The sequence below is a fragment of the Nostoc sp. 'Peltigera membranacea cyanobiont' 232 genome, from assembly GCF_002245985.1.
GTDB lineage: Bacteria > Cyanobacteriota > Cyanobacteriia > Cyanobacteriales > Nostocaceae > Nostoc.
The window spans coordinates 1-22,958 of the sequence record NZ_NOLK01000093.1; the positions used below are offsets into that span (position 1 = coordinate 1).

26 protein-coding genes, 1 tRNA gene and 1 pseudogene are annotated in these 22,958 nt (G+C 41.1%); 16 read left to right on the plus strand and 12 right to left on the minus strand.

Annotated features, from left to right (window positions below):
* Window positions 1-123: 123 nt before the first annotated feature.
* On the minus strand, window positions 124-1,746 hold the full coding sequence (locus CDG79_RS25565) for an iron uptake porin (protein WP_094344634.1): 1,623 nt from the start codon (window positions 1,744-1,746) through the stop codon (window positions 124-126).
* Window positions 1,747-2,080: 334 nt separating this feature from the next.
* Here CDG79_RS25565 and CDG79_RS25570 point away from each other — a divergent pair, with 334 nt between their 5' ends.
* From CDG79_RS25570 to CDG79_RS25615, 10 genes are all read left to right on the plus strand, one after another.
* Entirely contained in the window at window positions 2,081-3,091 is a 1,011-nt protein-coding gene (locus tag CDG79_RS25570) for a metal ABC transporter substrate-binding protein (RefSeq protein ID WP_143855580.1), read from the plus strand.
* Window positions 3,092-3,147: 56 nt separating this feature from the next.
* Window positions 3,148-3,924, plus strand: a complete 777-nt coding sequence (locus tag CDG79_RS25575; protein ID WP_094344635.1) for a metal ABC transporter ATP-binding protein — start codon at window positions 3,148-3,150, stop codon at window positions 3,922-3,924.
* A 12-nt stretch (window positions 3,925-3,936) separates the two neighbouring features.
* Window positions 3,937-4,806: a metal ABC transporter permease gene (locus CDG79_RS25580; RefSeq protein WP_094344636.1), complete on the plus strand. Its 870-nt coding sequence runs from the start codon at window positions 3,937-3,939 to the stop codon at window positions 4,804-4,806.
* A 75-nt stretch (window positions 4,807-4,881) separates the two neighbouring features.
* Window positions 4,882-4,954: transfer RNA gene (locus tag CDG79_RS25585), tRNA-Phe, on the plus strand.
* 73 nt (window positions 4,955-5,027) lie between these two features.
* A complete protein-coding gene (locus tag CDG79_RS44945) occupies window positions 5,028-5,162 on the plus strand; it encodes a hypothetical protein (protein ID WP_262985829.1) in 135 nt (44 codons plus the stop codon).
* A gap of 242 nt (window positions 5,163-5,404) precedes the next feature.
* The gene (locus CDG79_RS25590; RefSeq protein ID WP_094344637.1) at window positions 5,405-6,007 is read left to right on the plus strand and encodes a hypothetical protein; all 603 of its coding nucleotides are present in this window, start codon (window positions 5,405-5,407) and stop codon (window positions 6,005-6,007) included.
* Between the two features lie 342 nt (window positions 6,008-6,349).
* Window positions 6,350-6,706: a nucleoside triphosphate pyrophosphohydrolase family protein gene (locus CDG79_RS25600; RefSeq protein WP_094344639.1), complete on the plus strand. Its 357-nt coding sequence runs from the start codon at window positions 6,350-6,352 to the stop codon at window positions 6,704-6,706.
* A 367-nt stretch (window positions 6,707-7,073) separates the two neighbouring features.
* A complete protein-coding gene (locus CDG79_RS25605; protein ID WP_094344640.1) occupies window positions 7,074-7,403 on the plus strand; it encodes a hypothetical protein in 330 nt (109 codons plus the stop codon).
* A gap of 125 nt (window positions 7,404-7,528) precedes the next feature.
* Window positions 7,529-7,831 (plus strand): hypothetical protein, encoded by a 303-nt coding sequence (locus tag CDG79_RS25610; RefSeq protein WP_094344641.1) that lies wholly within the window; start codon window positions 7,529-7,531, stop codon window positions 7,829-7,831.
* 25 nt (window positions 7,832-7,856) lie between these two features.
* Window positions 7,857-8,495: a BRO-N domain-containing protein gene (locus CDG79_RS25615; protein ID WP_189525129.1), complete on the plus strand. Its 639-nt coding sequence runs from the start codon at window positions 7,857-7,859 to the stop codon at window positions 8,493-8,495.
* A 184-nt stretch (window positions 8,496-8,679) separates the two neighbouring features.
* Here the strand turns inward: CDG79_RS25615 and CDG79_RS25620 are convergent, their stop codons facing one another.
* The 7 genes from CDG79_RS25620 to CDG79_RS25650 all read right to left on the minus strand — a co-directional run bounded on the left by CDG79_RS25620 (window position 8,680) and on the right by CDG79_RS25650 (window position 11,246).
* Entirely contained in the window at window positions 8,680-8,925 is a 246-nt protein-coding gene (locus tag CDG79_RS25620; RefSeq protein ID WP_143855581.1) for a hypothetical protein, read from the minus strand.
* Window positions 8,926-9,061: 136 nt separating this feature from the next.
* On the minus strand, window positions 9,062-9,289 hold the full coding sequence (locus tag CDG79_RS25625; RefSeq protein ID WP_094344644.1) for a hypothetical protein: 228 nt from the start codon (window positions 9,287-9,289) through the stop codon (window positions 9,062-9,064).
* The gene (locus CDG79_RS25630; protein ID WP_094344645.1) at window positions 9,279-9,488 is read right to left on the minus strand and encodes a hypothetical protein; all 210 of its coding nucleotides are present in this window, start codon (window positions 9,486-9,488) and stop codon (window positions 9,279-9,281) included. Before CDG79_RS25630 ends, CDG79_RS25625 begins: the two co-directional genes overlap by 11 nt.
* On the minus strand, window positions 9,478-9,690 hold the full coding sequence (locus CDG79_RS25635; protein WP_094344646.1) for a hypothetical protein: 213 nt from the start codon (window positions 9,688-9,690) through the stop codon (window positions 9,478-9,480). The genes CDG79_RS25630 and CDG79_RS25635 overlap by 11 nt, the downstream gene beginning before the upstream one ends.
* Complete coding sequence (locus tag CDG79_RS25640) at window positions 9,687-10,181, minus strand: hypothetical protein (RefSeq protein ID WP_094344647.1); 495 nt, start codon at window positions 10,179-10,181, stop codon at window positions 9,687-9,689. The genes CDG79_RS25635 and CDG79_RS25640 overlap by 4 nt, the downstream gene beginning before the upstream one ends.
* A gap of 4 nt (window positions 10,182-10,185) precedes the next feature.
* Window positions 10,186-10,842 (minus strand): hypothetical protein, encoded by a 657-nt coding sequence (locus tag CDG79_RS25645; RefSeq protein WP_094344648.1) that lies wholly within the window; start codon window positions 10,840-10,842, stop codon window positions 10,186-10,188.
* Between the two features lie 62 nt (window positions 10,843-10,904).
* The gene (locus CDG79_RS25650; protein WP_094344649.1) at window positions 10,905-11,246 is read right to left on the minus strand and encodes a hypothetical protein; all 342 of its coding nucleotides are present in this window, start codon (window positions 11,244-11,246) and stop codon (window positions 10,905-10,907) included.
* Between the two features lie 179 nt (window positions 11,247-11,425).
* On the opposite strand from CDG79_RS25650, the gene CDG79_RS25655 reads away from it, so the two are divergent.
* Genes CDG79_RS25655 through CDG79_RS25675 form a run of 5 tightly spaced genes read left to right on the plus strand, consistent with a single transcriptional unit; the run spans window position 11,426 to window position 16,584 of the window.
* The gene (locus CDG79_RS25655) at window positions 11,426-12,211 is read left to right on the plus strand and encodes a hypothetical protein (protein ID WP_094344650.1); all 786 of its coding nucleotides are present in this window, start codon (window positions 11,426-11,428) and stop codon (window positions 12,209-12,211) included.
* Complete coding sequence (locus CDG79_RS25660; protein ID WP_094344651.1) at window positions 12,211-13,962, plus strand: hypothetical protein; 1,752 nt, start codon at window positions 12,211-12,213, stop codon at window positions 13,960-13,962. Before CDG79_RS25655 ends, CDG79_RS25660 begins: the two co-directional genes overlap by 1 nt.
* Window positions 13,963-14,014: 52 nt before the next feature.
* Entirely contained in the window at window positions 14,015-15,604 is a 1,590-nt protein-coding gene (locus tag CDG79_RS25665; RefSeq protein ID WP_094344652.1) for a hypothetical protein, read from the plus strand.
* A gap of 34 nt (window positions 15,605-15,638) precedes the next feature.
* Window positions 15,639-15,794, plus strand: coding sequence for a hypothetical protein (locus CDG79_RS42765; RefSeq protein WP_189525131.1), 156 nt, complete (start codon window positions 15,639-15,641; stop codon window positions 15,792-15,794).
* 4 nt (window positions 15,795-15,798) lie between these two features.
* Window positions 15,799-16,584 carry a LamG-like jellyroll fold domain-containing protein gene (locus CDG79_RS25675; RefSeq protein ID WP_094344654.1) on the plus strand — a complete coding sequence of 262 codons (786 nt, stop codon included), beginning with the start codon at window positions 15,799-15,801 and terminating at the stop codon, window positions 16,582-16,584.
* Between the two features lie 156 nt (window positions 16,585-16,740).
* On the opposite strand, the gene CDG79_RS25680 is transcribed toward CDG79_RS25675, so the two are convergent.
* Together CDG79_RS25680 and CDG79_RS25685 are read right to left on the minus strand one after the other, a co-directional pair.
* The gene (locus tag CDG79_RS25680) at window positions 16,741-17,208 is read right to left on the minus strand and encodes a hypothetical protein (RefSeq protein ID WP_094344655.1); all 468 of its coding nucleotides are present in this window, start codon (window positions 17,206-17,208) and stop codon (window positions 16,741-16,743) included.
* A gap of 61 nt (window positions 17,209-17,269) precedes the next feature.
* Window positions 17,270-18,439, minus strand: coding sequence for a tyrosine-type recombinase/integrase (locus CDG79_RS25685; RefSeq protein ID WP_094344656.1), 1,170 nt, complete (start codon window positions 18,437-18,439; stop codon window positions 17,270-17,272).
* A 299-nt stretch (window positions 18,440-18,738) separates the two neighbouring features.
* On the opposite strand from CDG79_RS25685, the pseudogene CDG79_RS25690 reads away from it, so the two are divergent.
* A pseudogene (locus CDG79_RS25690) lies at window positions 18,739-19,053 on the plus strand (DUF3891 family protein); the annotation flags it as partial.
* 398 nt (window positions 19,054-19,451) lie between these two features.
* Here the strand turns inward: CDG79_RS25690 and CDG79_RS25695 are convergent.
* Both CDG79_RS25695 and CDG79_RS25700 read right to left on the minus strand, forming a co-directional pair.
* Entirely contained in the window at window positions 19,452-21,179 is a 1,728-nt protein-coding gene (locus CDG79_RS25695) for an Rqc2 family fibronectin-binding protein (RefSeq protein WP_094344658.1), read from the minus strand.
* A 176-nt stretch (window positions 21,180-21,355) separates the two neighbouring features.
* Window positions 21,356-22,621 carry a glycosyltransferase family 4 protein gene (locus CDG79_RS25700; RefSeq protein ID WP_094344659.1) on the minus strand — a complete coding sequence of 422 codons (1,266 nt, stop codon included), beginning with the start codon at window positions 22,619-22,621 and terminating at the stop codon, window positions 21,356-21,358.
* Between the last annotated feature and the right edge of the window lie 337 nt (window positions 22,622-22,958).

Sequence of the window (22,958 nt, forward strand, 5' to 3'; positions counted from 1 at the left end):
GTAATCAAGCGAACATGATATAAATCATCACAAAGGCACGATAAATCGCCGTCTCTACGAAAGACTGATTATTGTAGAGACGGCGATTCATCGCGTCTCTTGCCTTAACCGAACAGTATTGAATTAGAAAGTGAATGTGGTTCGTACTGTACCAATGACGATATCATCGTTTTGATTGTTATGATCTGGCGCTGTTAGCCAGATAACTCCTGGGGTGATGCTGATATTGTCACTCAGCTTATATTGATAGAAACCTTCAATGTGATATGAAGTGTCTGGATCTTTATTAATACCCGCATTGCTGAGAGAACTGCTCACGCTGGTAACTCTAGGTTCCATACCCACAATAATGCCTGCAATGTTACCTGTTTTCCCAAGATCGGGGAAAGCCAGTGTGACGGCATAGTTCCAGATGTCAGCATCGCCAGGAGTAACCGAAAGGACGCGAGCTTTGGTCAAGCCAGCCCAACCGCCAATCACAAATTTTGAGCTAGGTTGAAAGGATGCTTCTATACCGTAGGAGTTACTAGAAGCATTCTCCAATATGTCATTAGCGTTATTGCTACCACCACTACCATTGGCAAAAAAAGTATTTTTGTAGGCGTTAAGGTAGGTCAAACCAAGGGTAATTTGGTTGCTAGGCTTAACAGTTAACTGTGCCATAGCACCATAAGCACCATTGAATAGTCCAGAGCCTAGTTGAGGGTTAGCAGCATCATTCGCTAAATACCCCAAGCTTAGTTCGAGCTTATCACTGAACTCGTGTTTGATTCCGATACCAGCACCATTGGCTAGATAATAAATTGGGTTGCGAGTTCCAAAATGGGAAAGGGCACCGCTACCACCGTCCCCATCTAAGTATGGGTTGACGGTGTTAGTGAAATCATCAATTGCACCTGCGTTTGCTTCCAGGGTGATGCCTGTTTTACTACCGAGAGGGAACTGATACAATAATGCATCTATCACAACTCCATTACTGTTATTACCACCAGCAAATCGGAAGTCACCTTCTGGTGTAAAGGTAGCAGTCTGAGAGAAGGGGTCTAGGTTTGTTGCCTGAAGTCGTGTTCTGAGTAAATCTTTACCCGTGAAACTGGTGTCGAGGTTCAGACGTACCCGGTCTGCAAGGACAGCATTTTGGTTGACTTTTTGACCATTAACTGTGTTTCCACTTACGACATCCGCGATCGCAATTACCACTTCACCATTCAGTTTGGTTGTGGTTGAGAATTGATGCGTCTCCAATTCAGCACTTTTAGCTTCTACTGCATCTACACGACCTCGGAGTGTCGTCAGTTCTGCTGAAAAGTCTGCTTGCAGTTTTTGTAATGTGGCTAAATCTTCTTTCTTAACTAAATCGCCTGTGGCTGTAGCAATCAGTTCGTTAACGCGATCGAGACAAGCATTCAAACCAGCAGCAAACTCATATCGCGTCAATGCCCGATTACCGCGATAAGTGCTATTTGGGTATCCGGCAATACAGCCATAACGCTCAACTAAAGACTGTAATGCTTGGAATGCCCAGTCGGTGGGTTGTACATCAGAAAATTGAGACACAGAAGTAACTTGTGCCATTGCCCGATCTGGCGCTATGTTCTCAGCTTTGATGTCTGGATTAGCTAAAACTTGCGGTTGATTGATTTCAGACGTACTAGATGTTTCACCTGCAAATGCAGCAGTATTCACAAATAGCAATGCACAGCAAACTGCTGGACTAACTAGCAGATATTTACAGAATTTTTGCATTTTTCTCCTCACACTGATCTCCAATTCACACCCAAAACACGTTTTTTTGAACGTGTTTTTCATAAGAATATTTGTCAGTAATCTTATCAGAAGTAAGCAAACTTTTTAACAAAAAAAGTCAAGAATTCCTAATTATTCAGAGAAAACTAAATTACTGAGGGCTGTACCATCTGAAAAATTTTGTTGTTACTTATTACACAGAAAACTCAGAATAATATTATGTGTCTTGAATGAGAATGAGAATTATTATAGTATAAATTTAGAATAAGTCTCATTGTCAAAATTCCTTTTGACAGAGGCAGGCGTTGCAGCCATTTTGAGGAGAAAACACTGTATGGGGAATTGCAGAGGACTGAAAATAGGCAGACAAAGAAGGGGCATATTGTCCATAATTGCTCTGTTAATGTTGTCAATGACTGGTGGCTGTAGCCAATCGAATCCGAATCAGGGATCAACTTCTCAACAGTCGCCGCCAGCACAGGCGACTACATCCACGCCAGTAGCGCAGTTAGGGAAAACTAAAGTAGTGACGACATTTTTGCCGATATATTTGTTTACTAAGGCAGTTGTTGGGAATGTGGCAGATGTCGAAATTCTAGTACCGCCGGGTACGGAGGTACATGAATACCAAGCGACACCTGAAAATGTTAAAGCGATCGCAACTGCGAATGTGTTAGTAAAAAATGGTTTAGGTTTGGAGGGATTTCTGGAAAATACTGTCAAAAATGCCCAAAACGCCAAATTAGTTGAAATTGATGCCAGTAATGGTATTAAACCCTTAAATGAAATTTCACCTGTTGTGAAAACAGGGAAAGATGAACAAGATCGCGAACACCCCCAAGGTAATCCTCATGTTTGGTTAGATCCAGTTTTGGCAAAACAAGAGGTAACTAATATTCGGGATGGATTAATCGCTGCTGACCCGGCAAATAAAGCTACTTACGAGGCTAATGCTGCGGCTTATATTAAAGAATTAGAAAGTTTAAACGGTGAATTTCAGCAGACTTTACAGAAAACTCCTAGTTGTACCTTTATTACCTTTCATGATGCGTTTCCATATTTAGCTAAACGCTATAACCTCAAACAAGTTGCTGTGGTGCAAATTCCCGAAGATCAACTTTCACCAACTGATGTACAAAATGCGGTCAATGCTGTAAAAAAGTACAAAGTTAAAGCTTTATTTAGCGAACCAGGAGTAGATAACAAACTCCTAAGTAGCCTCTCAAAAGACTTGAAGTTAACTTTGCGTCCTCTGGATTCCCTGGAAACTGGCGAAACAGATCCACAACATTACTTTAAGGCGATGAAAGCTAACTTGCAAATTCTAGAAACTTCATGTAGATAAGTTAGTCATTTGTCCTTTGTGAAAACCAATGACCAATAACCAATGACCAATAACCAATGACTAATGACATTGCTATTTTTAAAGTAGAAGGATTAACTGTCTATCAAGGTAGTTATCTCGCTGTTCGAGATGTTTCATTTGAATTATTGCCGGGAACAGATACAGCCATAGTTGGCCCCAATGGTGCTGGTAAAAGTACTCTGGTAAAAGCGGTTTTAGATTTGATCCCTCGAAGTGCTGGTACGATTCAAATATTCGGTCGCCCAATTGCAAGGCTGGGGCGTTTGCGTCATTTGTTGGGCTATATGCCGCAAAATTTCATCTTTGACCGCAGTTTTCCTATTTCTGTTAGCGAATTGGTGGGACTGGGATGGGCTAAGGAATGGAAAAGGGGAGATTTATTTTTCTCCAAGCTGTGGAGACAAGATAAAGAAAAATCGGCAGCAGTAGTAGAAGCTTTACGGCGAACCGATGCTTATCATTTACAGCATCAAGCTATTGGTACTCTTAGCGGCGGTCAACTCAAGCGGGTGTTGTTAGCTTATTGTTTGGTAATGCCTCGGAAACTGTTGGTATTGGATGAAGCCTTTGCTGGTGTTGATGTGCAAGGTTCAGCAGATTTTTACGCTTTGCTAAATGAATTAAAGCGGGAGGAGGGTTGGACGGTATTACAAGTTTCCCATGATATTGATATGGTAAATCGCCATTGCGATCGCGTGCTTTGCCTCAACCAAAGCATTGTTTGTACTGGTAAGCCAGAAATTGCCCTCTCACCGCAAAACCTGTTAGCAACCTACGGCCCAGGTTTTAGTCGCTACCAGCACCAACATTAAATGCCCATAAGTATGAATTTATTCAATGATTGTCAGATAGCAAGGCTAGCGATCGCTAGTAGTAATGACTTGCTAGAGTTGTTACAACTTCCCTCTATACAGCGTGCGATCGTTGGTGCTGTGTTAATGGGAATACTTGGTGGGATGTTGGGTAGTTTTGTCACCTTGCGCCAGTTATCCTTTTTCAGCCACGCGGTTGGTCATGCAGCATTAGTAGGTGTGGCGTTAGGCGTGCTGCTACAAATAAATCCTACTTGGATGCTGTTACCTTTTACCTTGGTTTTCGGGGTGATTGTCCTCTACTTCATCGACAAAACCGATTTAGGTAGCGATAGCGTCCTTAGCATAGTGCTATCTGGGGCATTAGCGATCGGTTTAATTCTCACGAGCCTAATTAAAGGATATCGTGGCAACTTGATGGCTGTGCTGTTCGGCGATATTCTAGCGATCGACACCACAGATTTGATTTTGACGTTGCTGGTACTTATGGGAGGTAGCATATTTTTACTCTCAACCATGCGACAGCAAATATTATTGACCCTTAACCCCGATGTAGCACAAGTTCAAGGTATTCCCGTCCAGTTGTACCGCTACATCTTTGTAGTCTTGCTTTCGCTTGCCGTTGCTGTAGCGATTAAAGCTGTCGGCGTTTTACTGGTGAACGCTTTTTTGGTTATTCCCGCATCTACCGCCAAATTGATGAGTCACCACTTTAGCCGCTTTCTAGCTATATCGGTGATAGTTGGTTCCATTAGCAGCATTGCTGGCATCATTGTCTCAGGCATTTTCAACTTTGCTTCTGGCCCAAGTATTGTTCTTGTCCAATTTCTGCTATTTGTAGCGGTTTTCATCTGGTTTAAGTTGAATTTGAAAGCTGCCTAAATCTTTTTTCTCCAAGGGCTTGCTATATTCTTGGATGTTTGCTACATTTATTAATCGTGGCTCACAAAAGCCCCAGCCGGGATAGCTCAGTTGGTAGAGCAGAGGACTGAAAATCCTCGTGTCACCGGTTCAAGTCCGGTTCCTGGCATACTTTTCAGACAAAAACACAACTTGCATCCTGCTTCCACTTGCAGTAGACTTGCATCCAGTAAAATACCTAGTTGACAGCATTAGAAGCAATAAGAACTTTTGCCTACAGTACAGGTATGGGTAATTATCAACACATGCTGAGAGATGATATGCTGCGTATCTTTTATGTGGATGCAAGTTCACTGCAAGCCGAAAAAAATATTTGATATCTATCAAGACATATAAGCAAAAATTACACCTTACCGCAAAAAGTAGGGTGTTTTCTTATGAGTAGGTGAATGATAAGTTGCAATTATTACGATACTTGCGATCGCTCACTTTTTACTTATATGTTGATGATAGATAAGCGCTAGTTATTAAGTTTTAATAGGACATACGTTTTTTACTTATCATTACACGACCTCAGCACGTCGGTAAACTGCTATCAAAATCACCAAAGGATAGATAAATGACAAATTTAGTAGCTTACAACAACGACGGACTGGAAATTTATATCGATAACATCACTGGTGAGGCTTTCGCTTCTATCAGTAGCTACGCTCGTATGTCAGGCTTAAGCCAACAGGCTATCAGCAAGAGAGTTAAAGCCCACAACTTTAAGGAGATAAAAACGGCTGAAATACAGACTAGGGGAGGAACACAAGCCCACAACTTGTTAACTGAAAGTATCATTGCTGAGTGGATAATCAGGGACAACCCCGATGTTGCTATTCAGTTTGCAAAACTTGGTATCCGCAAGTTTATGCATACTCTCGCAGGGTACTCGCAAGTGCAAGAGAAGCCCATAAACTCTCTCACCCTCATTGACACATCAAAGCTTGATGCACTCAATGCCAAGGAGGGCAAGCTACAAGATGAGGTGAGGACACTTGAGATACGCCTGGCATCAATACGTAACGAACTACAAGGCATCAGGATAGAGGAAGTGGCAATTGCTAAAGCACTCGTTGCGAGTCATCCTGATGTAGTGAAACACGCTATTAAGTGCAGTGAAATATTAGAAGCTTATGGGGATGGTAATAAGTACTTCTCGAATCCACTAAAGAAGTAGGGGTATACCCTTTCAGGAAAGTGTCACTTTAAGTGACATAAAAAGTGACATTTAAAATGACAAAAAAACTGACACTTTTGTAAATAGGGCATCAACAACAATGGATATGAACAAACTAACTGTAGTAACCGATTATTTGTCATCCAGTGGAGTGCGCCGTATCTGGAAGTATAAGGAACGAGATGAGTACTATACCGCAGGTGTGGGCGAGTCATTGCGCAGCTTCGATAAGGTTAGAGTAGCAGGAATACTTGCAATACAAAATATGAGAGGACAATGATTTGATTATCGAGTTTATAGATGGTGATGAGTTTGTAATCTACTTATGAAAGGAATGATTGTATGAACAGTACAGAGATTTGTAGAATAACCCCTAAAGAGTACCAAGCTGAAATAGTGAATATTAGCCAGCACTATTCTATATACGGTACGGACAAAGCTCTACCCACTTATAGTAGTGGGCTATCTGAAGAGGTTGGCGAGGTAATGGGAATTATAAAAAGGCATTTTAGAGGTGATGAAAAATCTGAAAACTTCAAAAATGACTTGGTGAAAGAACTTGGTGATGTGACTGCTTACTTGGTGCTAGTTGCGAGTGAATTTGATATTGATTTTGAATCCATTCTAACTACAAACATCGAGAAACTTAAAAAGCGAGTTGATAAAGGTACTCAACTAGGTAATGGGAGTGATAGATAAAAATATTTCGTAAATCATCACAAATATAATGAGGGATAAGTTAATACCTAGAGGTGTTCCCAAGACCGGTAAACGTGCAGCGTGTGGTGGTAGACCTAAGAAATATGGTGAACCTACAAAACACATGAGAGTGACAGTTTTAAAATAGAGGTATCAATGGCAAGAAAAGTAAATAAACTCCTATGGCATAGAATCTTTATTGAGTCACAGTATACGTTTCAGCCTATTCTTTCATTTTTATCACAAAAATAATTGACATTCATTTTTTAATGTGACATAAATGATATAAGCAAATAACGGCAAGGGTTTCAGAGGTCAATCGATTCCATAGCGCTGTTGATGCCTATCACATGCAAGAAAGGAGATTATGTCACCTAGAGGTATTCCAAGTAGCGGTACAAGAAAGCCAGGTTCAGGGAGGAAAAAAAAATATAACAGTGAGTTAGTTCAAAAGTGGATACCACTTTCACTTGCTGACAAGCTGGACGACATTTACTTACTTCTTATCGACTTAGAGAAAGAGGTTAGTACGTGGGAAAAAATCTGTGAAGAGAAAAGTACTTCACCACGTTATGAGCAAGCACGGAAGCTAGTTACCACACTCAGGACACTTCTGAATAGACTAGGCATCGATAGTACCAAGATTTACGCCGATACCCAAGGCGATAATCACGACGACAAACCACAAGCTGATTAACAGTTTTTGTGACCTAAGCAAGTCTTTAAACTGCCAACAATAAAAAATGTCACCGTATGAGGCTCTAACTCACCGATGACAATCTCTCACTCACGTAACATTACTACGCTAGGAGCTACATTATTATGACCGTTAACTTACTCTCTGTCTATTCATCTACCGTATCGATTCCCGCTCCTCTCTATAAGTTAGGACAACAGGTTAGATGGGATGGCAGTGCAATGCCAGAGGCTATAGAGGATGACTCATTCATGGGAATAATTACAGAACTGAATTACCGCATAGATTGTGATGCTAGCAACTGGCAATACACTATGGCTATAACGACTGCTAAAAGAAGCGGTTTTTTAGTTGACTTCTATGTGGGTGAATACTCCTTTGATATTGATGAGCATTTTCTGACTGTTTGTACTAAGTATGAGTGTTAATCAATTACAGGCAACATAGATATTGTTGACAACAGGTTCTAACATCACTTCAACACACAAGCCTAATAAAAACAAAATGAGCAACTTATCTGTTTTTGATTTCGATTCAAATAAAATTCGTTTTGCTGAAGGTAAGCCAATTGCCAACGATGTTGCAACAGCACTTGGATATTCTGACCCAAGTAAAACTGTATCAACGAAGGTATCCTCAAAGAACAAAGGTGTTACCGAAATGGTAACACCTGGAGGAATACAGTCAGTAACCGTGCTTGAGGAGGCAGGTATTTATCAGTTAATTTTCGGAAGCAAGCTACAGTCAGCAGAAAAATTTCAAGACTGGGTTTTTAGTGAAGTTCTACCATCTATTCGCAAAACTGGCAGTTATCCTGCCATCGCCCCAAAGCCACAATTACTACCCATAACCTCAGCAAGAATAAACCAACTTATCACCAAAAAAGCCTCTATACAACAACAAATCAAGGACATGGAAAATGCTCTAAACCGCAAGAAACATGAGCTACAAGAAGTATCCAGTGATTTAGTGACAGAAGCTAAGACGTTTTACGATGCTAATCCTGAAGGGTTTGAACTAGCGATTGCTTGCAAGGAAATTATTAATCAAGCAAAACAAGAGAATAAATATCGTTCGCTGCCTTCTATTTAGGGATGGAGTCATTTAAGAAAAAACATCAATAACGTAATATCAATAGTTTTAGCGACATCACAGGTTTAATACTTGTGGTGTTTTTTATGGGTGTATACCTCTCTAGAAAAGTGACACTTATTTTGTCACTTATTTTGTCAGTTTTTTTGTCACTATTTCTGACACTTTTAAAAACAGGTATACCCTATATACTAATTTTCGTTTCTACCCTCACAAGTCTTTCTCTTACCTCCGATATATCATGCTGAATATCATCGAGTACACCACTATTTTTTTGACTATTAGCCTTGAGACTTCCGATGTCGTAAGCCATTGCCTCATCTCGTCGTTCTTGCTGTTTTGCAAGCTCTTGTCGATGTTTTCTGCTATCGATCATCTCCTTGAGAAGCAATATTGTTAGTGGTACTCCAATTGTCAGTAGTGTGCCCATAATTTCACTCGCAAAATGTTTATCCATTGTATTTTTACTCTCATTGATTTTGCATCCTATCGTAGATATAAAAATCCCCTACCAATACATCAAGGGAGGTAATTGATAGGGTGTGGTGTGTGAGAAAGGAAGAGTGCTATTTTTCGGTTTTTTTGGCAGACGAAAAGTCTAAATAATATTCTTGCCCAGCAACAAAAAAGTCTTGCGCTTCAGTGTTACAAACATTTATTGTTAATTCAGCATGAGGTGTGAACTTCCAAAAATCTTTGTTTTCTTCACTAGTATTCGTGACAGCTTCTAACTTGGCTGTTTGGTTACAGTTGTCGTAGTTTGTAACACTTTTGACTTTTAATTTAGCTCTCATTCTTGACCTCGCTAGCTGGCGTCATAGAGGGGATTGGTGAAGGCTGTACTGGGGCAGGAATCACCACAACAATAGGTTTCTTGGCTTTTAATTCATCCTTCATCGTGCGAACTCTCTGAGCTTCACTTAAAGACGACACCAATCCTGCGGGAAGGATACGTTGACGCTGCAAATTTCCGTAATAAGGTCTAGACGGCATGGGTGTTTTCCTCAATTACATTGTGTTGAGTATCTACGGTTTGCTGTGGAGTAGGTTGTAATGCTTGAAGCAAAACATTAGCGATAGTCGCCACAGTATTGGCAGTGTTAGGTTTAATAACCTTTGTTTGACCTAGCACTTGAAAGCCTTCCCCGATAAGACTTAGTGCTAATTGAATAATACGCAAAGTGTTGGCATTCATGCTTTTACCCTTTTCAAAAGTTGATTAAGAGAAGTTTGAGCTTTTTTCGTTTGCTGTATTCCTTGCTGCGTGGCAGTAAGGATATTATCAAGTGTTGCGCCTTGATTTGTGCCAATGTACTGCCACAGTTGCAACCTTATGTCACTGATATAGAATTGCGGTGTAAACGATATCAAGTAGCTTACTTCGATATCTGGCAACTGAGTAAATCGGTGTATCTGATACCTGTTAAGGATTGCCGGGAAAGCATCAGCCTCAGCATACCCAGCGCTGCCAAATGGCACGAATTGCGATTGATATAAATTACCTGCTCTATACCATGTAGGTCTTGCAGTAGCACTTGAAACGTATATACCGATTGTATTAAAGGTGAACAACACATCGGGCTCTATTGGTGGTATTGAGATAAGACCACCATTTGCATCAGTGGCACTCCTACGAGATGTGTCTACCATTAACTTCCAATCGGTCGATACGCCATAAGTACCCATTTACTTACCCTTGTGATGGCTCTACGTCTACGCCTGTTCCCGCTTCGGATGCTAGTTCAGCTATTCCATTGTTGGTAGTAGCGATTTTCTCGATGTTCTTGGAGGTTGCAGCAGCAGCAGTAGCGATAGGATAACGCTTGCCACCACTACTAATGAAGAACGGGAAAATTTGTTCTTCATTAGGAGTATGTGCAACAGTATCAGCATTGAGTAGCTGCCCCAATGCATTGCTGATAATGAGATTTGTTGCAAATTGTGGGAAGCGAAAAGATACCGTATGGTAACTGCCTTTCCTAGCCGCACCGTCTGTAATGGGCTTGCCAGTCTTAAGAACAATAGACTTACTCCCTTTCGAGTAAGACCTCATCCCTACGGACGCCTCGACCGCGATATTCGTAGAGCTTCCACCCTCGGCTTTGTCTGCTACGCTTGCATCTAGCTTTGTGCCATCCGGTCTTATCTCTGAACGCTTTACTGCTTTTTTTCGAGTAAAGGTAATGATAGAACCCGCCGACACTGCTTTAGCTTGTAATCCTAAAAAACGAGTAGTGCTTTGGATGCAAGAGAAGAATCCTAATGGCTTAATTTCTTTACCACCCTGAATTTCTTGCTGTTCCCGCAAAATTGCAAAATAATCTCGACCTAATGGTTTGTCTGCCATGAATTTGTACCAAGTAATGTTTAATAGGTAGGGTTTATCCTACCTATTGATGTCAGAAAGAATTAAACGTAAGATGCGACGGTATTGCCAAGGGATACGTCAGACAACACGTTTAGCTGGTAGGTGGAAGTGTAGTATTGAAGGTTATTGGTGGTATCTGTTTGGACAGTCCCTGTGGTGGGTAATGGGTATGCAGCTAGTGCATTACCTGCTGTACTAGCGTCAGTATTCGCGCTGTTCTTGGCAACCTGTGCGACGGCTGCACTTTGCAAAAAGATTGCGAGGAATTCTGACAAGCCGATACCAGTAGGTAGCGCACTCATCGCACCGATGTATGTTGCAACGGCACTGGTGGTGCATTTAGCTTGAATTTCAGTAAGTGTTAAATCAGCAGTAGCAGCCATGTTTTTGTTCGCCTTAAGAGTGTGTCTGAATCGCTTAACAAGAGCGAGTAAACACCACATTAGCGGCACTCACGTAAGCCGTCAATACCCTCAAAAAACTGTTTTTAAGTCGGGGCTTGTAAAAAACTTTTAAACGGCTTAACCTATTTAAAAAGTTTCTCTCGTAGTAGAGCAAAAAGATGATAGAAAACTTCAGTATCACCTCAAAAGTGTCGGTGACATTAAATGCCGATAGTGGTGCTACGGTACACCCATTATTTACCTATGCTCCGTTTATTCTCAATGGCTATAGGGTGATAAATGAGTCTCTCGTGCTAAGTAATATCAATGCCATAGCCTATATCTATAGCCTACCAATAGTGGCATTCCCTACATTTGCTCTAGACGCTAGTGATAGCGAGCAACTACTCACTGCAATAAACCTTGAATGGCAAGGACACAGAGTGCAACTTGATGCCTTAATACAAGTTGGCATCGGTAATGTATATCAGAGGATAAAATCATACTCACTCACAAATCCAAGTCCTTATCCATACAAGGAATTTACTCTCGACAATCAACAGCTTGGGAATAACTGTATGTTGGGATTGCAGATACGCAACGTAGGCTATGGACTGTTGCAAAATAGCAGCAATGGCAGCGACGTTATAACGGTGAGTGCTGACCTTACACGCAACTTAGTAATCGAAAGTGTCTCTAGTAGTGGCAGCAAAATCGACAATACTATTACAACGACTGCAAGTGCAATTGTTAACAACAATACTTCGAGAAATGGCATCTCATTTTTTAACAATAGTTCTGAAGTTGTTTATGTCGATACTATCCCAAGTGTTAGCAGCAGCAGTTATTTGGTATTACTTAATCCTGGTGATTACTACGAAGCACCAAAGCCTATTTACACGGGACAATACTGGGCTGTAACTTCCAGTGGCAGTGCAAGCATCAACATCAGGGAGTTTAATTGATGGGATTTTTCGCAAATCCTTTTAAAGGGTTTTCCAATCCTTTAAAGGTAACTATTAGTAATCCACCACCAAGCGCACCGAAGCCGATACTTGGCATATTTCAGCCAAAAAACTTGATAAGGTATAACACTTTTGCGGATTTATACTTCAATGGGAATGTAAAGTTTGACAGTTGTAATCTCTCGCTCGACTATGAGCCACAAGACAACTTGCTTGTGAACTATCCAAGAGTACGAATTACAGTTCGTAATCCTTTATGCGCTCCACCACCTCAAAAGCCTATCCCACCTCCACCTACACCAAATAGTTTTTACGTTGGTGGCAAGTGTGATTGTCCCATAAATATTAGGTTCGCTTTCTATCAAAAAGGTGCTGATTTATTTGGTGGTGCGGGAATTGGAGAATGTACGATTAGCGGCACACAGTGTCCCGTTAACTTGAGAGTGCAGCCTCAGTCGGGTTCATCAGACGGCAACAATGCTAGGAACTATTTTGAACCTTACAGTACTGATTTACGCATTGAATACTCTTTGCCTTATACAGTAAATGATGATGGCGCTGCAACAGGAGATGGTATTACTCTTTTTTATTGCAATATCACTTTCAGCTATCAAGAAATTCAAAACAATGGAGGATGGATTACACCCAATTTACCGAGGCTAATGGATTACACTACACCACTTCCTACTCCTTGGGATATAGTCGTTACGAACTGTGTAGGTTGCACTCCTAACGCACCAACAATAGAACCCCCACCACCACCAAAAAAGAAGGACTGCAAATGTATGTGTTGCGACGGACAGAAAAATAGTGATGCATTGTTGAGATTGTTGTTACAGCGTGTTGGCAATTTACCTGCGAGCGTACCTGACAATTTTGCAAGTAAAACACCGCGTCAGATAACACTTAATAGCCTTGCCGAAATGTTGATATGGCAAGCAAAACAGATGGATGCCTTGGCAGGGCAGTACCCTATACCGCTTACCATCAAAGCTGACCCGACAGACAGCAACAGTAAAGACCAGCATTTAGAGTTACCCAATCAAGCGGAAACATTAGCAGAAATATTGGGACTGTTAATAACAACAAAACGGGATACTCATGCTGCACTCATCGGTGTAATAAAAACACTCGGTGAGATAGGCATGACAAAAAACCTTGCAATGCAAACTTACGATATTGCTCATGCTAACGCTGAATTTTTGGGCTATAAACTTGAACAAGTAAGCAGAACAATACCCTGCCTTTTTACCCCCAACGGACAAAGCTTGGCGGAAACCTTCAAAGAAACAAATACAACGATTACGAGTTATGAGAATAAGGACACTACAGATTTACAAGATGACTTAAAAGCATTGCTCACAATGGCAGCAAGATGGAATGCTCAAAATTGGAGGCAAGTGGGTGCTAATGCAGCAATTTCTCTTGCTAACAACTTTATTAACAATGTTGAGACGGTAGCTAATACCCATGCAGCTATCAAGGAAGAATCATTTAATCAGTTCATTCAAGAAGTTCAACAAGGATTTGTCCACACAGCAGGCGTAACAGATGTATACGACCCGTGGGGCAATCCTATCAACGAAGCACCAATAGTAAGACAAGTGGGAGTAACCGCGGAAACCGCAGCCGATGAGGCAAGGAAAGCAGTGGTAACACAGGCACAAACAGGGCAAGCTCCGTCATTAACAAAAGATGTGATTACGCAACAAGCCGTTACTCAAATCGGCAATATTCTAAAAGCATTGTGATAGGTATCTATAAAAGTGTCACTTTTTTTGACACTTTTAAAAAGGGGTATATATGGGAATTCCGTTAACGATTTTGACAGAAGCACTTGAGTCTAGAATTACTCGCACCCAAATAGGTGAAAGGGTAGTCCAAGGCTTGGAACTCATACATCAAGGTAGTAATAGCAATGGTGCGCTAGGTACAGTTGGTAACTTTCTTGGCGGGTTACTATCACTTGACGGTTTTGTGATTAGCAAAATCGCAGGCTTGGTACAATTTTCATGGAATACATTCTGGGGCTTCTGTTTTTCAGCAGTATTAGCTATTTGGAATTTCAACTGGAATGCTAGCGATACCGAGCTAGACGCTCCTATAAAGGCGGGATTCACTCAACTCGCTGGTACATTGGGGCAGACGTTGGGTCAAGTAGTAGGCTATACCACTTGTGGTTTTTTACCGGGTGTAGTGATATTTTCCTTTAACGAAGCACTCGGTACAATGGTGCTTACAAAAGTAAGTGAGAAGTTCGTAGAAGGCTTTTTTCAAAATCTTGGTAACTTACTAACACAAGCACTTCAAGTAGGAATTCAAGCGGTACTTATAGGCACATACAAAAACACTAGAAAACTCATAAAAGCTACAAGTTCATTTTTTAAAAGTAACTTCGGTGGGAGCGCATTGACAAATGCTATATCATCCTGGGGAGTGGAAAATAGCAAACCATGGTCGTTCGCAGGGGAAACGAAAAAACTAGAGGAATTTGTATTTGGCAAAGAAGGAGCAAGCGCACTGTTTGGTCAACAGTTAATACTACAAGCAACTCAATCCTGCGTCGAGGCTGGTTATGTCGTAACAAACAGTGTTGACTCATTTCTTGCTCAACAAGCACTTGCCAATGAAGCAATAAACGTACTTGGACAAGAGAAATATGTAGAATTAACTCCTAACGCAACAGTGCCAGATGAGAAAATTGTATTAGGTGGTCAAGAGGAGATATTGAAAGGACAAATAGTACAAACTTTAACAACGAATAAACAATTCAATGGTAGAGATTTAGGGATAGTCTATGGTGAATTACAAGGTGAAGTAAGAGAGAGAAGATATAGACCCGAAGTAGTTCTTAAGTTTTACCGTAAGCAAAACAAGCTCAAGTCCAAGGGTGAAATTGTTGATGCTCTATCGATGCAAATAAGCTTTAGACTCATGAATAAAACTGTTACGGATTTTGCAACAGATATCTATTTTAAACACCTTGCGGAACAAGTATATAGTGAATTCGCAGGTGTACCTTTTATGATACACAAAGGCACTAAAACCTTTACCTATAGCGACTTCCAGCATGGGTATCAACTTAAGCTCGATGTAACAGACTTAGGTGAAGCAATAAGGGTAATAGAAAGTATTCTGCTAATACAAAATCATCCGTTTAACGAACTTTATTTACGTGCGGGAAGTACACCAATAGAAAAGCCACCTATTGCGGGAACAAGTCTAGAAATTAACAACAAACTTGTCACAGTACCAACAACAAATATCAAAACTGGGATAGTGACATTCACTCATGCTTACCTTAATGTAGGCGTTAACGTTCCACCAATAAACTTAGTAGATATTACAGGGAAAAAGAAGAATGTTATTTATAAGCCCACTGTTGCAAAGTAGCGAGTCTAGTGAATACGAAATGATAGAGATACGAATGGGACAGAAGGTAAGGTACTACGATGACAAAGGCGGAATATCGCATGGGGAGATAATAGAAGCTGATGTAGTGAGTGAGACGGTAACTGTTATTACTGGCAGCATCGTTCAGTACAGGGAAGTAGTAGATATCAACGATTTAATAGAAGGATGAAACAATGCCACTTTACAAAGAACAAAATGCATCGGGATTGGTATTACCAGTAGAGACTAGAACTACTGCAACAGATAGCGATTATGTATTCATGATTGATGTTGCAACAAACACTCCTTATAGAATTACTAAGGCTGATTTGCTGGCAGGATTATCGAATAATGGTGGTTCACCGGGTAGCGGTAATGGCAGTAGCGCCGGAACAAACACAAACACGCTTCTTTTATTGCATGGAAACGCAAGCGACAGCAGTAGTTACGGTAGAACGCCTAGCACCAATACCGCTAGCATTTCAACAGACATCAAAAAATTCAATAGTAGTTCCTTACGTTTTGATGGCAATAATGAGCTAGTTTTCTCGTCAACAGATTTTAATATTGGTGCTGGGGACTGTACGGCAGAATTCTTTCTCTATACCGACAACATATCATCAGGGCAAAATATTATTGATTTCCGTCCACCATCTACTAATGGTAACTATCCGGTTGTGTATGTTCTCAATAATGTACTATCGCTTCAGTTTGGTAATACCACGGTAAACGGAAACGTTTCGCCTATTGCCAGTAGTTGGAATTACATCGCACTCAAAAAGTCTGGCATCAATACAAGTTTATGGCTCAATGGTTCCAACATTGGAAGTGCAAATGCTGGGGATTGGGCAAGCAGTGGTAATGTGATAATTGGTAACGGAGCCTTTGGTACAGGGTTGAACGGACACTTGGATGAAATAAGAATTAGCAAAACGGCACTAAATGTTTCTACTGTTCCAACAGCTAGCTTCACTAGTTAAGTCTCACTCAAATAAACCAATACCCCAAGACCGCAATGTTGCTTTCCTGGGGTATTTTTTATGGGATATACCCTTGTATTTTAAAGTGTCAGTTTTAGTGTCATATTTTTTGTCAGTTTTTTTGACATAAAAAGTGTCACTTTATTTTAGAGGGTATCACTTGATAATTCCACTTTCGATTATCCTTACTGCATTTTCGTGTGGCTTGTTTAGCCCCTTAACCTTAATGAGCTTTTCAATTTTTTTCTTGTAGTCCAATTTATCATCCCCTTGGTATAGTGCTGCTATCATACGCAACCCCTGTACATCGTGAGTCTTAATACATTCCTCCTCTACTTCTAAGTAGTCCTCATGTGTCGCAAGGAAGCGCCCAAAGTCTAAATAGATATCGTATGCTTTTATCGCTAATCGTTTTGCTTCCCGCTTACCGCCCTGTACAACTATTTGCCACTTAACATTCATATCACTGAGGTTCTTAAACTTTTCATCTGTACCTCGGATTATCCAAAATTCACCCTCACATGGACGCGCATCTACTACGAAGCCAGAACACACAAATGAGTTACGTTCAAAGGTTCCAATAGTAAAGAAATCACCGTATAACTCTGCTTTGTTGATTGCCATTGCTCAAACTCCTATTTAGTGCAAACTATATATTCAGATGGAACCTTGTCAAGTTCAAAATTTAAGTATTCGGCATCACAACATCACTAACGTCACCTAAATACCTCTTAGCAATCATGTTAGGGGAATTACCTACCCATTTGGCTACAACTACGCTATCAACACCACTCCTAACCATCATTGTTATAGCAGTATGTCTCATCTGGTAAGGGTTCCTATATTCGATATCTGGTAGAGTCTCAAGGACTGACTTCCATGCTCTATTAGCAAAGTTATGCCAGTCAATAAACCCGCCTTTCTTGGCTGGGAATACGAAATCATCTGGTAAATATTTTTCTGGTTTAATATCCCTGATAACAGATGCCATCCGTTCATTGACCGTAATAGAGCGTTTACTTTGTGTTTTAGTACCTGACTCTATCTCACCACTTGCTGTTAACTTCTGACAGAATGTTACCTTTCCTCCCTTTATATACTTCCATTGCAGTGCTAGCGCTTCTTCTGGACGGCAACCTGTAATAAATAGGAATTCTACCAAGGGGGCATAGTATTTATAGTTGTCACTCACGTAGAACGCTTGAATAATCTGCTTACGTTCACCATCGTTAAACGGGTTAATGTCATCTTGAGTAGCTGATTTTTTCGTCGATGGAATTAAATTTCTAAGTTTCTCGAAAGCGTTTGACTGTAATTTACCACTGGCAACACCCCATTTACAGCAAGCATTTATTAATTTCCATTGCTTCTCTACGCTGCTAGTGGATGTACCTTTGTGGTCATTTACTAGCCATTGCATTATATCTACAGCGTCTCTAACGAGCTTATGAGGACATTTTTTAATCTTGTTTTTGATGCGGTCGTAGTCAATCATGCTGTTAGATTTCAAAGTTTTAGATTTGAACAGCGTGTAATCCTCAAACAATTGCAATAAATCGACTGCATTCACTGACAGCCTTGCAGCAATAATTTCCTTTGCTTCCTCAGCATCTCTGATGGCTGCTTCCTTTGTTCTGCCTTGGAGTGCATTTGGCTTGTACTTTGTCAATGTAGAGTCAAAATACCCGGTTATGCAGTCTTGGCGAATACGGTTAGCAATTTCCTCAGCTTTTGCAAGTGCTAGTGGGTCAAAATACTTGCTACCCGGTATTGGGCTAAAGCAATATTCCTTACCGCTAAAAGTGAATCGAATGATGATAGCTCCTTTATTATTCCTTGGTGTAATTTCTCTCATATCAACCTCTGTTTTGCGTGTCTACAGTACTATTATCGCAGTAGACTTGCATCCAGTGGAACATTATAGATAAGTGTTTAACGTAGAATACTTGCTGTGTATGACTTTTTAGTAAACTTGAGCTAGGACTGAAAATCCTCGTGTCACCGATTCAAGTCCGGTTCCTGGCATTGAATGCACTGTCTGAAGCAAAAGGCCAATGAGCTTTTTGCTTTGGCAACGTTAAATCAAAACAGCCTTTCTGCTATATATTATGATATGAGCCAGCTGATAGGCCAAAACCGCAAAAGTCTGTATGGGTTGATGCAGGCTGTGCATTTATGCAATGGTGCGATCGCCTTTCTCTCATCCTCTGTCAGCAGGAACTACCTAACGATGAGCGGTTTTTAGAAATTAGCAAAGGCAAAGGCCCCAACGAGCAGCGCTACGACATCATGCAGCGTCTTGATGGCTTAGTTACTGTCAAACCTTGTCCGGATCGGGAAAAACAATTTGCGGTCAACGTCGAAGCCTGTGACTTGTTTCAGGTAAAATTTGAAAGCAGCGCTGAACTGAGTCAAGCACTTCAGTCAGCCCCCATCAAGGTGTTGGAGTGGACATTTGTTAAGAGCTAAATGCACCTAAGTGTAAAATCTATTTCAGGCGATCGCTTCAATTAAGCCCAATATCCCATCATCACAATATATGGTTAGTAGGTGAAGACAAAAAGACCAGCCTCCCACAGCTGGTCTAGAAAATGTTTTTTGCGTTGTCTTCTCAAGAGAGTTAAAACCCAATTGCGCGTTCCCAAAATGCAACGGGCAACTTTTCTTAACAATATTGTAACAGTCAACACAGTTTTTTCCTGAATATTCATCAAAAAAAGATATGAGCAAAACTTAAAAGCCTCTATCTATTAGAGTAATTCAGCAAATCGCAGGGTATAGATGGCAGAAGAAGCAGGGGAAGCAGGGGAAAAGATGTAATTTTTCATTCTGCCAATGACCAATGACTAATGACCAATGACCAATGACTAATGACCAATGACTATTTGTGGTTTTCCCCAGAGGATGCTCTCCTGCTTGTAAATGGCAATTCCCGGTTTTGCTCCTTTGGGTTTGTAGACGTGTTTTGGCTGGGTATAAACTACTGGCACTTGCTCGCTTTGACGGGCACGACTGTAGTAAGCTGCAAGATTAGCTACAAATTGCAAATCAGCTTCTTCTGCCACAGCACCGGGTTCTAGCCGTAGGAGTAAATGGCTCCCTGGAATTTCTTGAGCGTGGAACCAGATGTCATAATCCCCAGCTACACGAAAGGTTAATTGGTCATTTTGGCGATTGTTGCGGCCGATTAATACTTCAAAACCACTGGGGGTAAGGTAACGATGAAAGTTGGTGCTGGGAGGTTCATTTGCGCTACGGCTGCGGTATTCTGGATCTTCTAGATACTTTTGCCCAATCAACTCTTCGCGGATTTCTTCTAAAGCTCGTAAATCTTCAGATGTTTGGTAGGTATCTATCTGAGCGATCGCAGCTTCTACTTGTTCTAAATACTCAATTTCTGTCTGTACTTCTAACAGTAGCGGTTCAACAGCAGAACGAGCGCGTTTGAGCTTTTGGTGCTGTTTGTAAAGACTTTGGGCATTTTGGACGGCATTTTTCTCTGGCAACAGAGCGATCGCTACTGGCAAATTTGTATTAAAATCAGCAAGGATAATTTCTTTCATCCCCGGTTGCCAGTTTTGCAGGTGAGCCATCAATAAATCAGCTTTTTGTCGATATTCATCGGCTCGATCTGATTGCTGCAAGCGCGTTGTAAAGGTTTGAGCTTTATTCCGTAATTTTGTCAGAATATTATTCAATTTCTGACTTAACTGATGGCGCAATTGGGAAAATAGCTGTTGGTCAATTTGGTTACTGTAGTAACGGTTGAGCAACTCCTGGATATCTTTAACTTTTTCAACTACACCCCAACCCATGACGGTATAGCCATCTTTTGTCCAAGCGGGTTGAAATTTCTTGGAATCTAAAGCTTGCAGCCATTCTTGCCAACGCTCAAATAGCCGTCGCCAATCGTCGGGGTTGAGAGTATCGGTGGATGTTTCTGGTGCGATATTTGCTTCTAGCAGCATTAACTCTAGTAATGCTGCACTCAAACCACTATAACTTTTCAGCAATTGCCGCTTGATTGCTCCTGGCACTAAAGTTACCCGTTCTTGCCAACGTTCTTGGGATTCGCTCAAACTGGGGACAGTTCCAGTCAGTTTGGGTGGTGTTTCATAAGGTTGTCCGGTTTGGATAGGACGGACACTAGATTGCTGCTGACTTACTTGATGGGCTGCGGTGATAATTATATTGCTGGCATCGGTAAGAATGACGTTGCTATATTTGCCCATGATTTCTGCATAGACATGATATAAGGCGCTTTCTCCTGGACGACGGGCAAATTGCAAATCGATAACACGCTCCCAAGGGGCGATCGCTTCAATACCTACCAGGGCCAAACCACCCAATTGGTGTATTAATTGTTGGCTAAAAGTAAAAGTATCTGGCGATCGCGGTGGCGGATCGCCGATGCAAATATGTGCAGCTTGGGGATGCCAAGAAATCTGTAGCCAATCACGCTGTTTCAGGGTGCGTAATGCGATGGCAATAGTGTAGCGATCGCGCTGATAAACCTGTTCTGTGCGCGAGGGCAGCCAGTTAGCGCGTATTTCGCTACAAGTAGCTGTAAGGGTGGTGAAGTCAACTGGTTGCATAGCCGTTCGCGTTCAAAGGTCGATGCTCAGTATACTTCTATCATCTCTAATAATGTAGGCATCCCCCAATTGATCCCATAAAAAATCTAGAGACGCAAAATCTTGCGTCTCTCTCCAAAAGAATTTATCGGTATGTAAGATGATTTTATTTGAAGTATATTAGGTTGCTTGAAACACTATTTAACAAGCAATGCAGGTTCTTTTGCTGATGGCTCCAACAATTGGGTGTAAAGTTCACTCAACTGAGTTGCGACACCATGCCAACTAAATTTGCTTTCGACACGCTTTCTGCCAGCTTTACCCAATTCATCTCGCCACTCTGGATCTAAGAGAATTCGGTCAATGGCAGACGCAAAAGCACCTACATCTTGTGGTGGCGCTAATAAACCAGTTTCTTCATTAACTACAGTAAACTGAAGTCCGCCGACATCACTAGCCACAACTGGTGTACCGCTTGCCATTGCTTCGATGGCGACCAGTCCAAAGGGTTCGTAATGACTAGGAACAACGCAGACATCGGCAGCTGCGTAATAAGTTGGTAAAATATCTTGACAGAGACGGCCAGGAAAGATGGTCAAGTCAGTGATTCCTAAGTCCTGGACGATTTGCTCAATGCGATCGCGCTCAATACCGTCGCTGTTACCTGGAGTACTACCACCACCAATAATTAGCTTGAGATTCTTGGAGTCACGCAGCCCAGACTCGTTTACTGCACGCACTAGGGTTTCTATACCTTTGCGTTGGTCAAAACGTCCTACATATAATACAACTTTGGCATCTTTGGCAATTTCCATTTCGGCCCTGGCTGCTTCTCGCCCAATGGAACCAAACCGTTGAATATCTGTGCCGCAGGGAATGATATCGATGTTACCTTCAGTGGAAACTAGCGATCGCATGTGTTGCTGTTCTTGCGGACTTGTCGCCACAATTCGCTCTGCTGTTTCTAACACCTGTTTTTCCACAGCTAATCGCTGACTAGCAATTAGAGGAATATTTTCTATAGTATTGTACTTGACTGCTCCTAATGAGTGGTAGGTATGAACCTGTTTACTCTGTTGGATTTTCTTTAATTGCATTCCTACCCAACTAGAGAGCCAATAGTTAGTGTGAACTAACTGGTATGTAATCTCATTTTTTACTTGAAATTTGAGGAAATTATCCACAAATTCTGGCAGATATTCAAAAATCTCATCTCGTGGCACAAACTCAAGAGGCCCAGCTTTTAAACGAATAGTTCGACAATTGTCGCTATGTTTAACAATTGAGTCTTGCTCCAGACTCGCCTTGCGGGTAAACATATCAACTTGCCATCCCAGCTGCGCTAGTGCTTCACCCACCTGGCGCACATAAACATTTTGTCCCCCAGCTTCTTCTTTCCCTATTTCAATCGCCGGATCTCCGTGGACGGAAATTAAGGCGATACGTTTTTCGGTAGAGTTCATAGTTTGTGTGTTGCTGATTTTAACAAAGCTTTAGACTGTTCCAAGTTCGTGTATAGCACACTCACCTGAATTGTTTAGGAACCTTGATGAATATTTATTTTAGTTTAATATATCTAATATATTTTCTTTTAACATCTTCTGCCAGAAGTATAATTTTCGGTGAATTATTTATATTTAATTTCTTTAGATAGAGGAAAATCTTTACTTGTATCTCATACTTTTGATAGATAAAAATTATATTTTTATTTATGCAGATATAATTCCCTTGATAGACGCATTAACGTTAGTTGCACAAAGTGATAGTAGGAGTTAGGGGTTAGGAATTATATTCACTACG

What these genes read in the sequence shown, in the direction of transcription:
- CDG79_RS25655 (WP_094344650.1), top strand. Translation starts at nt 11,426, where the DNA reads ATGATAGAAAACTTCAGTATCACCTCAAAAGTGTCGGTGACATTAAAT.
- CDG79_RS25575 (WP_094344635.1), top strand. Translation starts at nt 3,148, where the DNA reads ATGACTAATGACATTGCTATTTTTAAAGTAGAAGGATTAACTGTCTAT.
- CDG79_RS25645 (WP_094344648.1), bottom strand. Translation starts at nt 10,842, where the DNA reads ATGGCAGACAAACCATTAGGTCGAGATTATTTTGCAATTTTGCGGGAA.
- CDG79_RS25650 (WP_094344649.1), bottom strand. Translation starts at nt 11,246, where the DNA reads ATGGCTGCTACTGCTGATTTAACACTTACTGAAATTCAAGCTAAATGC.
- CDG79_RS25695 (WP_094344658.1), bottom strand. Translation starts at nt 21,179, where the DNA reads ATGCAACCAGTTGACTTCACCACCCTTACAGCTACTTGTAGCGAAATA.
- CDG79_RS25610 (WP_094344641.1), top strand. Translation starts at nt 7,529, where the DNA reads ATGACCGTTAACTTACTCTCTGTCTATTCATCTACCGTATCGATTCCC.
- CDG79_RS25565 (WP_094344634.1), bottom strand. Translation starts at nt 1,746, where the DNA reads ATGCAAAAATTCTGTAAATATCTGCTAGTTAGTCCAGCAGTTTGCTGT.
- CDG79_RS25700 (WP_094344659.1), bottom strand. Translation starts at nt 22,621, where the DNA reads ATGAACTCTACCGAAAAACGTATCGCCTTAATTTCCGTCCACGGAGAT.
- CDG79_RS25605 (WP_094344640.1), top strand. Translation starts at nt 7,074, where the DNA reads ATGTCACCTAGAGGTATTCCAAGTAGCGGTACAAGAAAGCCAGGTTCA.
- CDG79_RS25600 (WP_094344639.1), top strand. Translation starts at nt 6,350, where the DNA reads ATGAACAGTACAGAGATTTGTAGAATAACCCCTAAAGAGTACCAAGCT.
- CDG79_RS25625 (WP_094344644.1), bottom strand. Translation starts at nt 9,289, where the DNA reads ATGAGAGCTAAATTAAAAGTCAAAAGTGTTACAAACTACGACAACTGT.
- CDG79_RS42765 (WP_189525131.1), top strand. Translation starts at nt 15,639, where the DNA reads ATGGGACAGAAGGTAAGGTACTACGATGACAAAGGCGGAATATCGCAT.
- CDG79_RS25580 (WP_094344636.1), top strand. Translation starts at nt 3,937, where the DNA reads ATGAATTTATTCAATGATTGTCAGATAGCAAGGCTAGCGATCGCTAGT.
- CDG79_RS25680 (WP_094344655.1), bottom strand. Translation starts at nt 17,208, where the DNA reads ATGGCAATCAACAAAGCAGAGTTATACGGTGATTTCTTTACTATTGGA.
- CDG79_RS25675 (WP_094344654.1), top strand. Translation starts at nt 15,799, where the DNA reads ATGCCACTTTACAAAGAACAAAATGCATCGGGATTGGTATTACCAGTA.
- CDG79_RS25685 (WP_094344656.1), bottom strand. Translation starts at nt 18,439, where the DNA reads ATGAGAGAAATTACACCAAGGAATAATAAAGGAGCTATCATCATTCGA.
- CDG79_RS25635 (WP_094344646.1), bottom strand. Translation starts at nt 9,690, where the DNA reads ATGAATGCCAACACTTTGCGTATTATTCAATTAGCACTAAGTCTTATC.
- CDG79_RS25665 (WP_094344652.1), top strand. Translation starts at nt 14,015, where the DNA reads ATGGGAATTCCGTTAACGATTTTGACAGAAGCACTTGAGTCTAGAATT.
- CDG79_RS25640 (WP_094344647.1), bottom strand. Translation starts at nt 10,181, where the DNA reads ATGGGTACTTATGGCGTATCGACCGATTGGAAGTTAATGGTAGACACA.
- CDG79_RS25630 (WP_094344645.1), bottom strand. Translation starts at nt 9,488, where the DNA reads ATGCCGTCTAGACCTTATTACGGAAATTTGCAGCGTCAACGTATCCTT.
- CDG79_RS25570 (WP_143855580.1), top strand. Translation starts at nt 2,081, where the DNA reads ATGGGGAATTGCAGAGGACTGAAAATAGGCAGACAAAGAAGGGGCATA.
- CDG79_RS25590 (WP_094344637.1), top strand. Translation starts at nt 5,405, where the DNA reads ATGACAAATTTAGTAGCTTACAACAACGACGGACTGGAAATTTATATC.
- CDG79_RS25620 (WP_143855581.1), bottom strand. Translation starts at nt 8,925, where the DNA reads ATGGGCACACTACTGACAATTGGAGTACCACTAACAATATTGCTTCTC.
- CDG79_RS25660 (WP_094344651.1), top strand. Translation starts at nt 12,211, where the DNA reads ATGGGATTTTTCGCAAATCCTTTTAAAGGGTTTTCCAATCCTTTAAAG.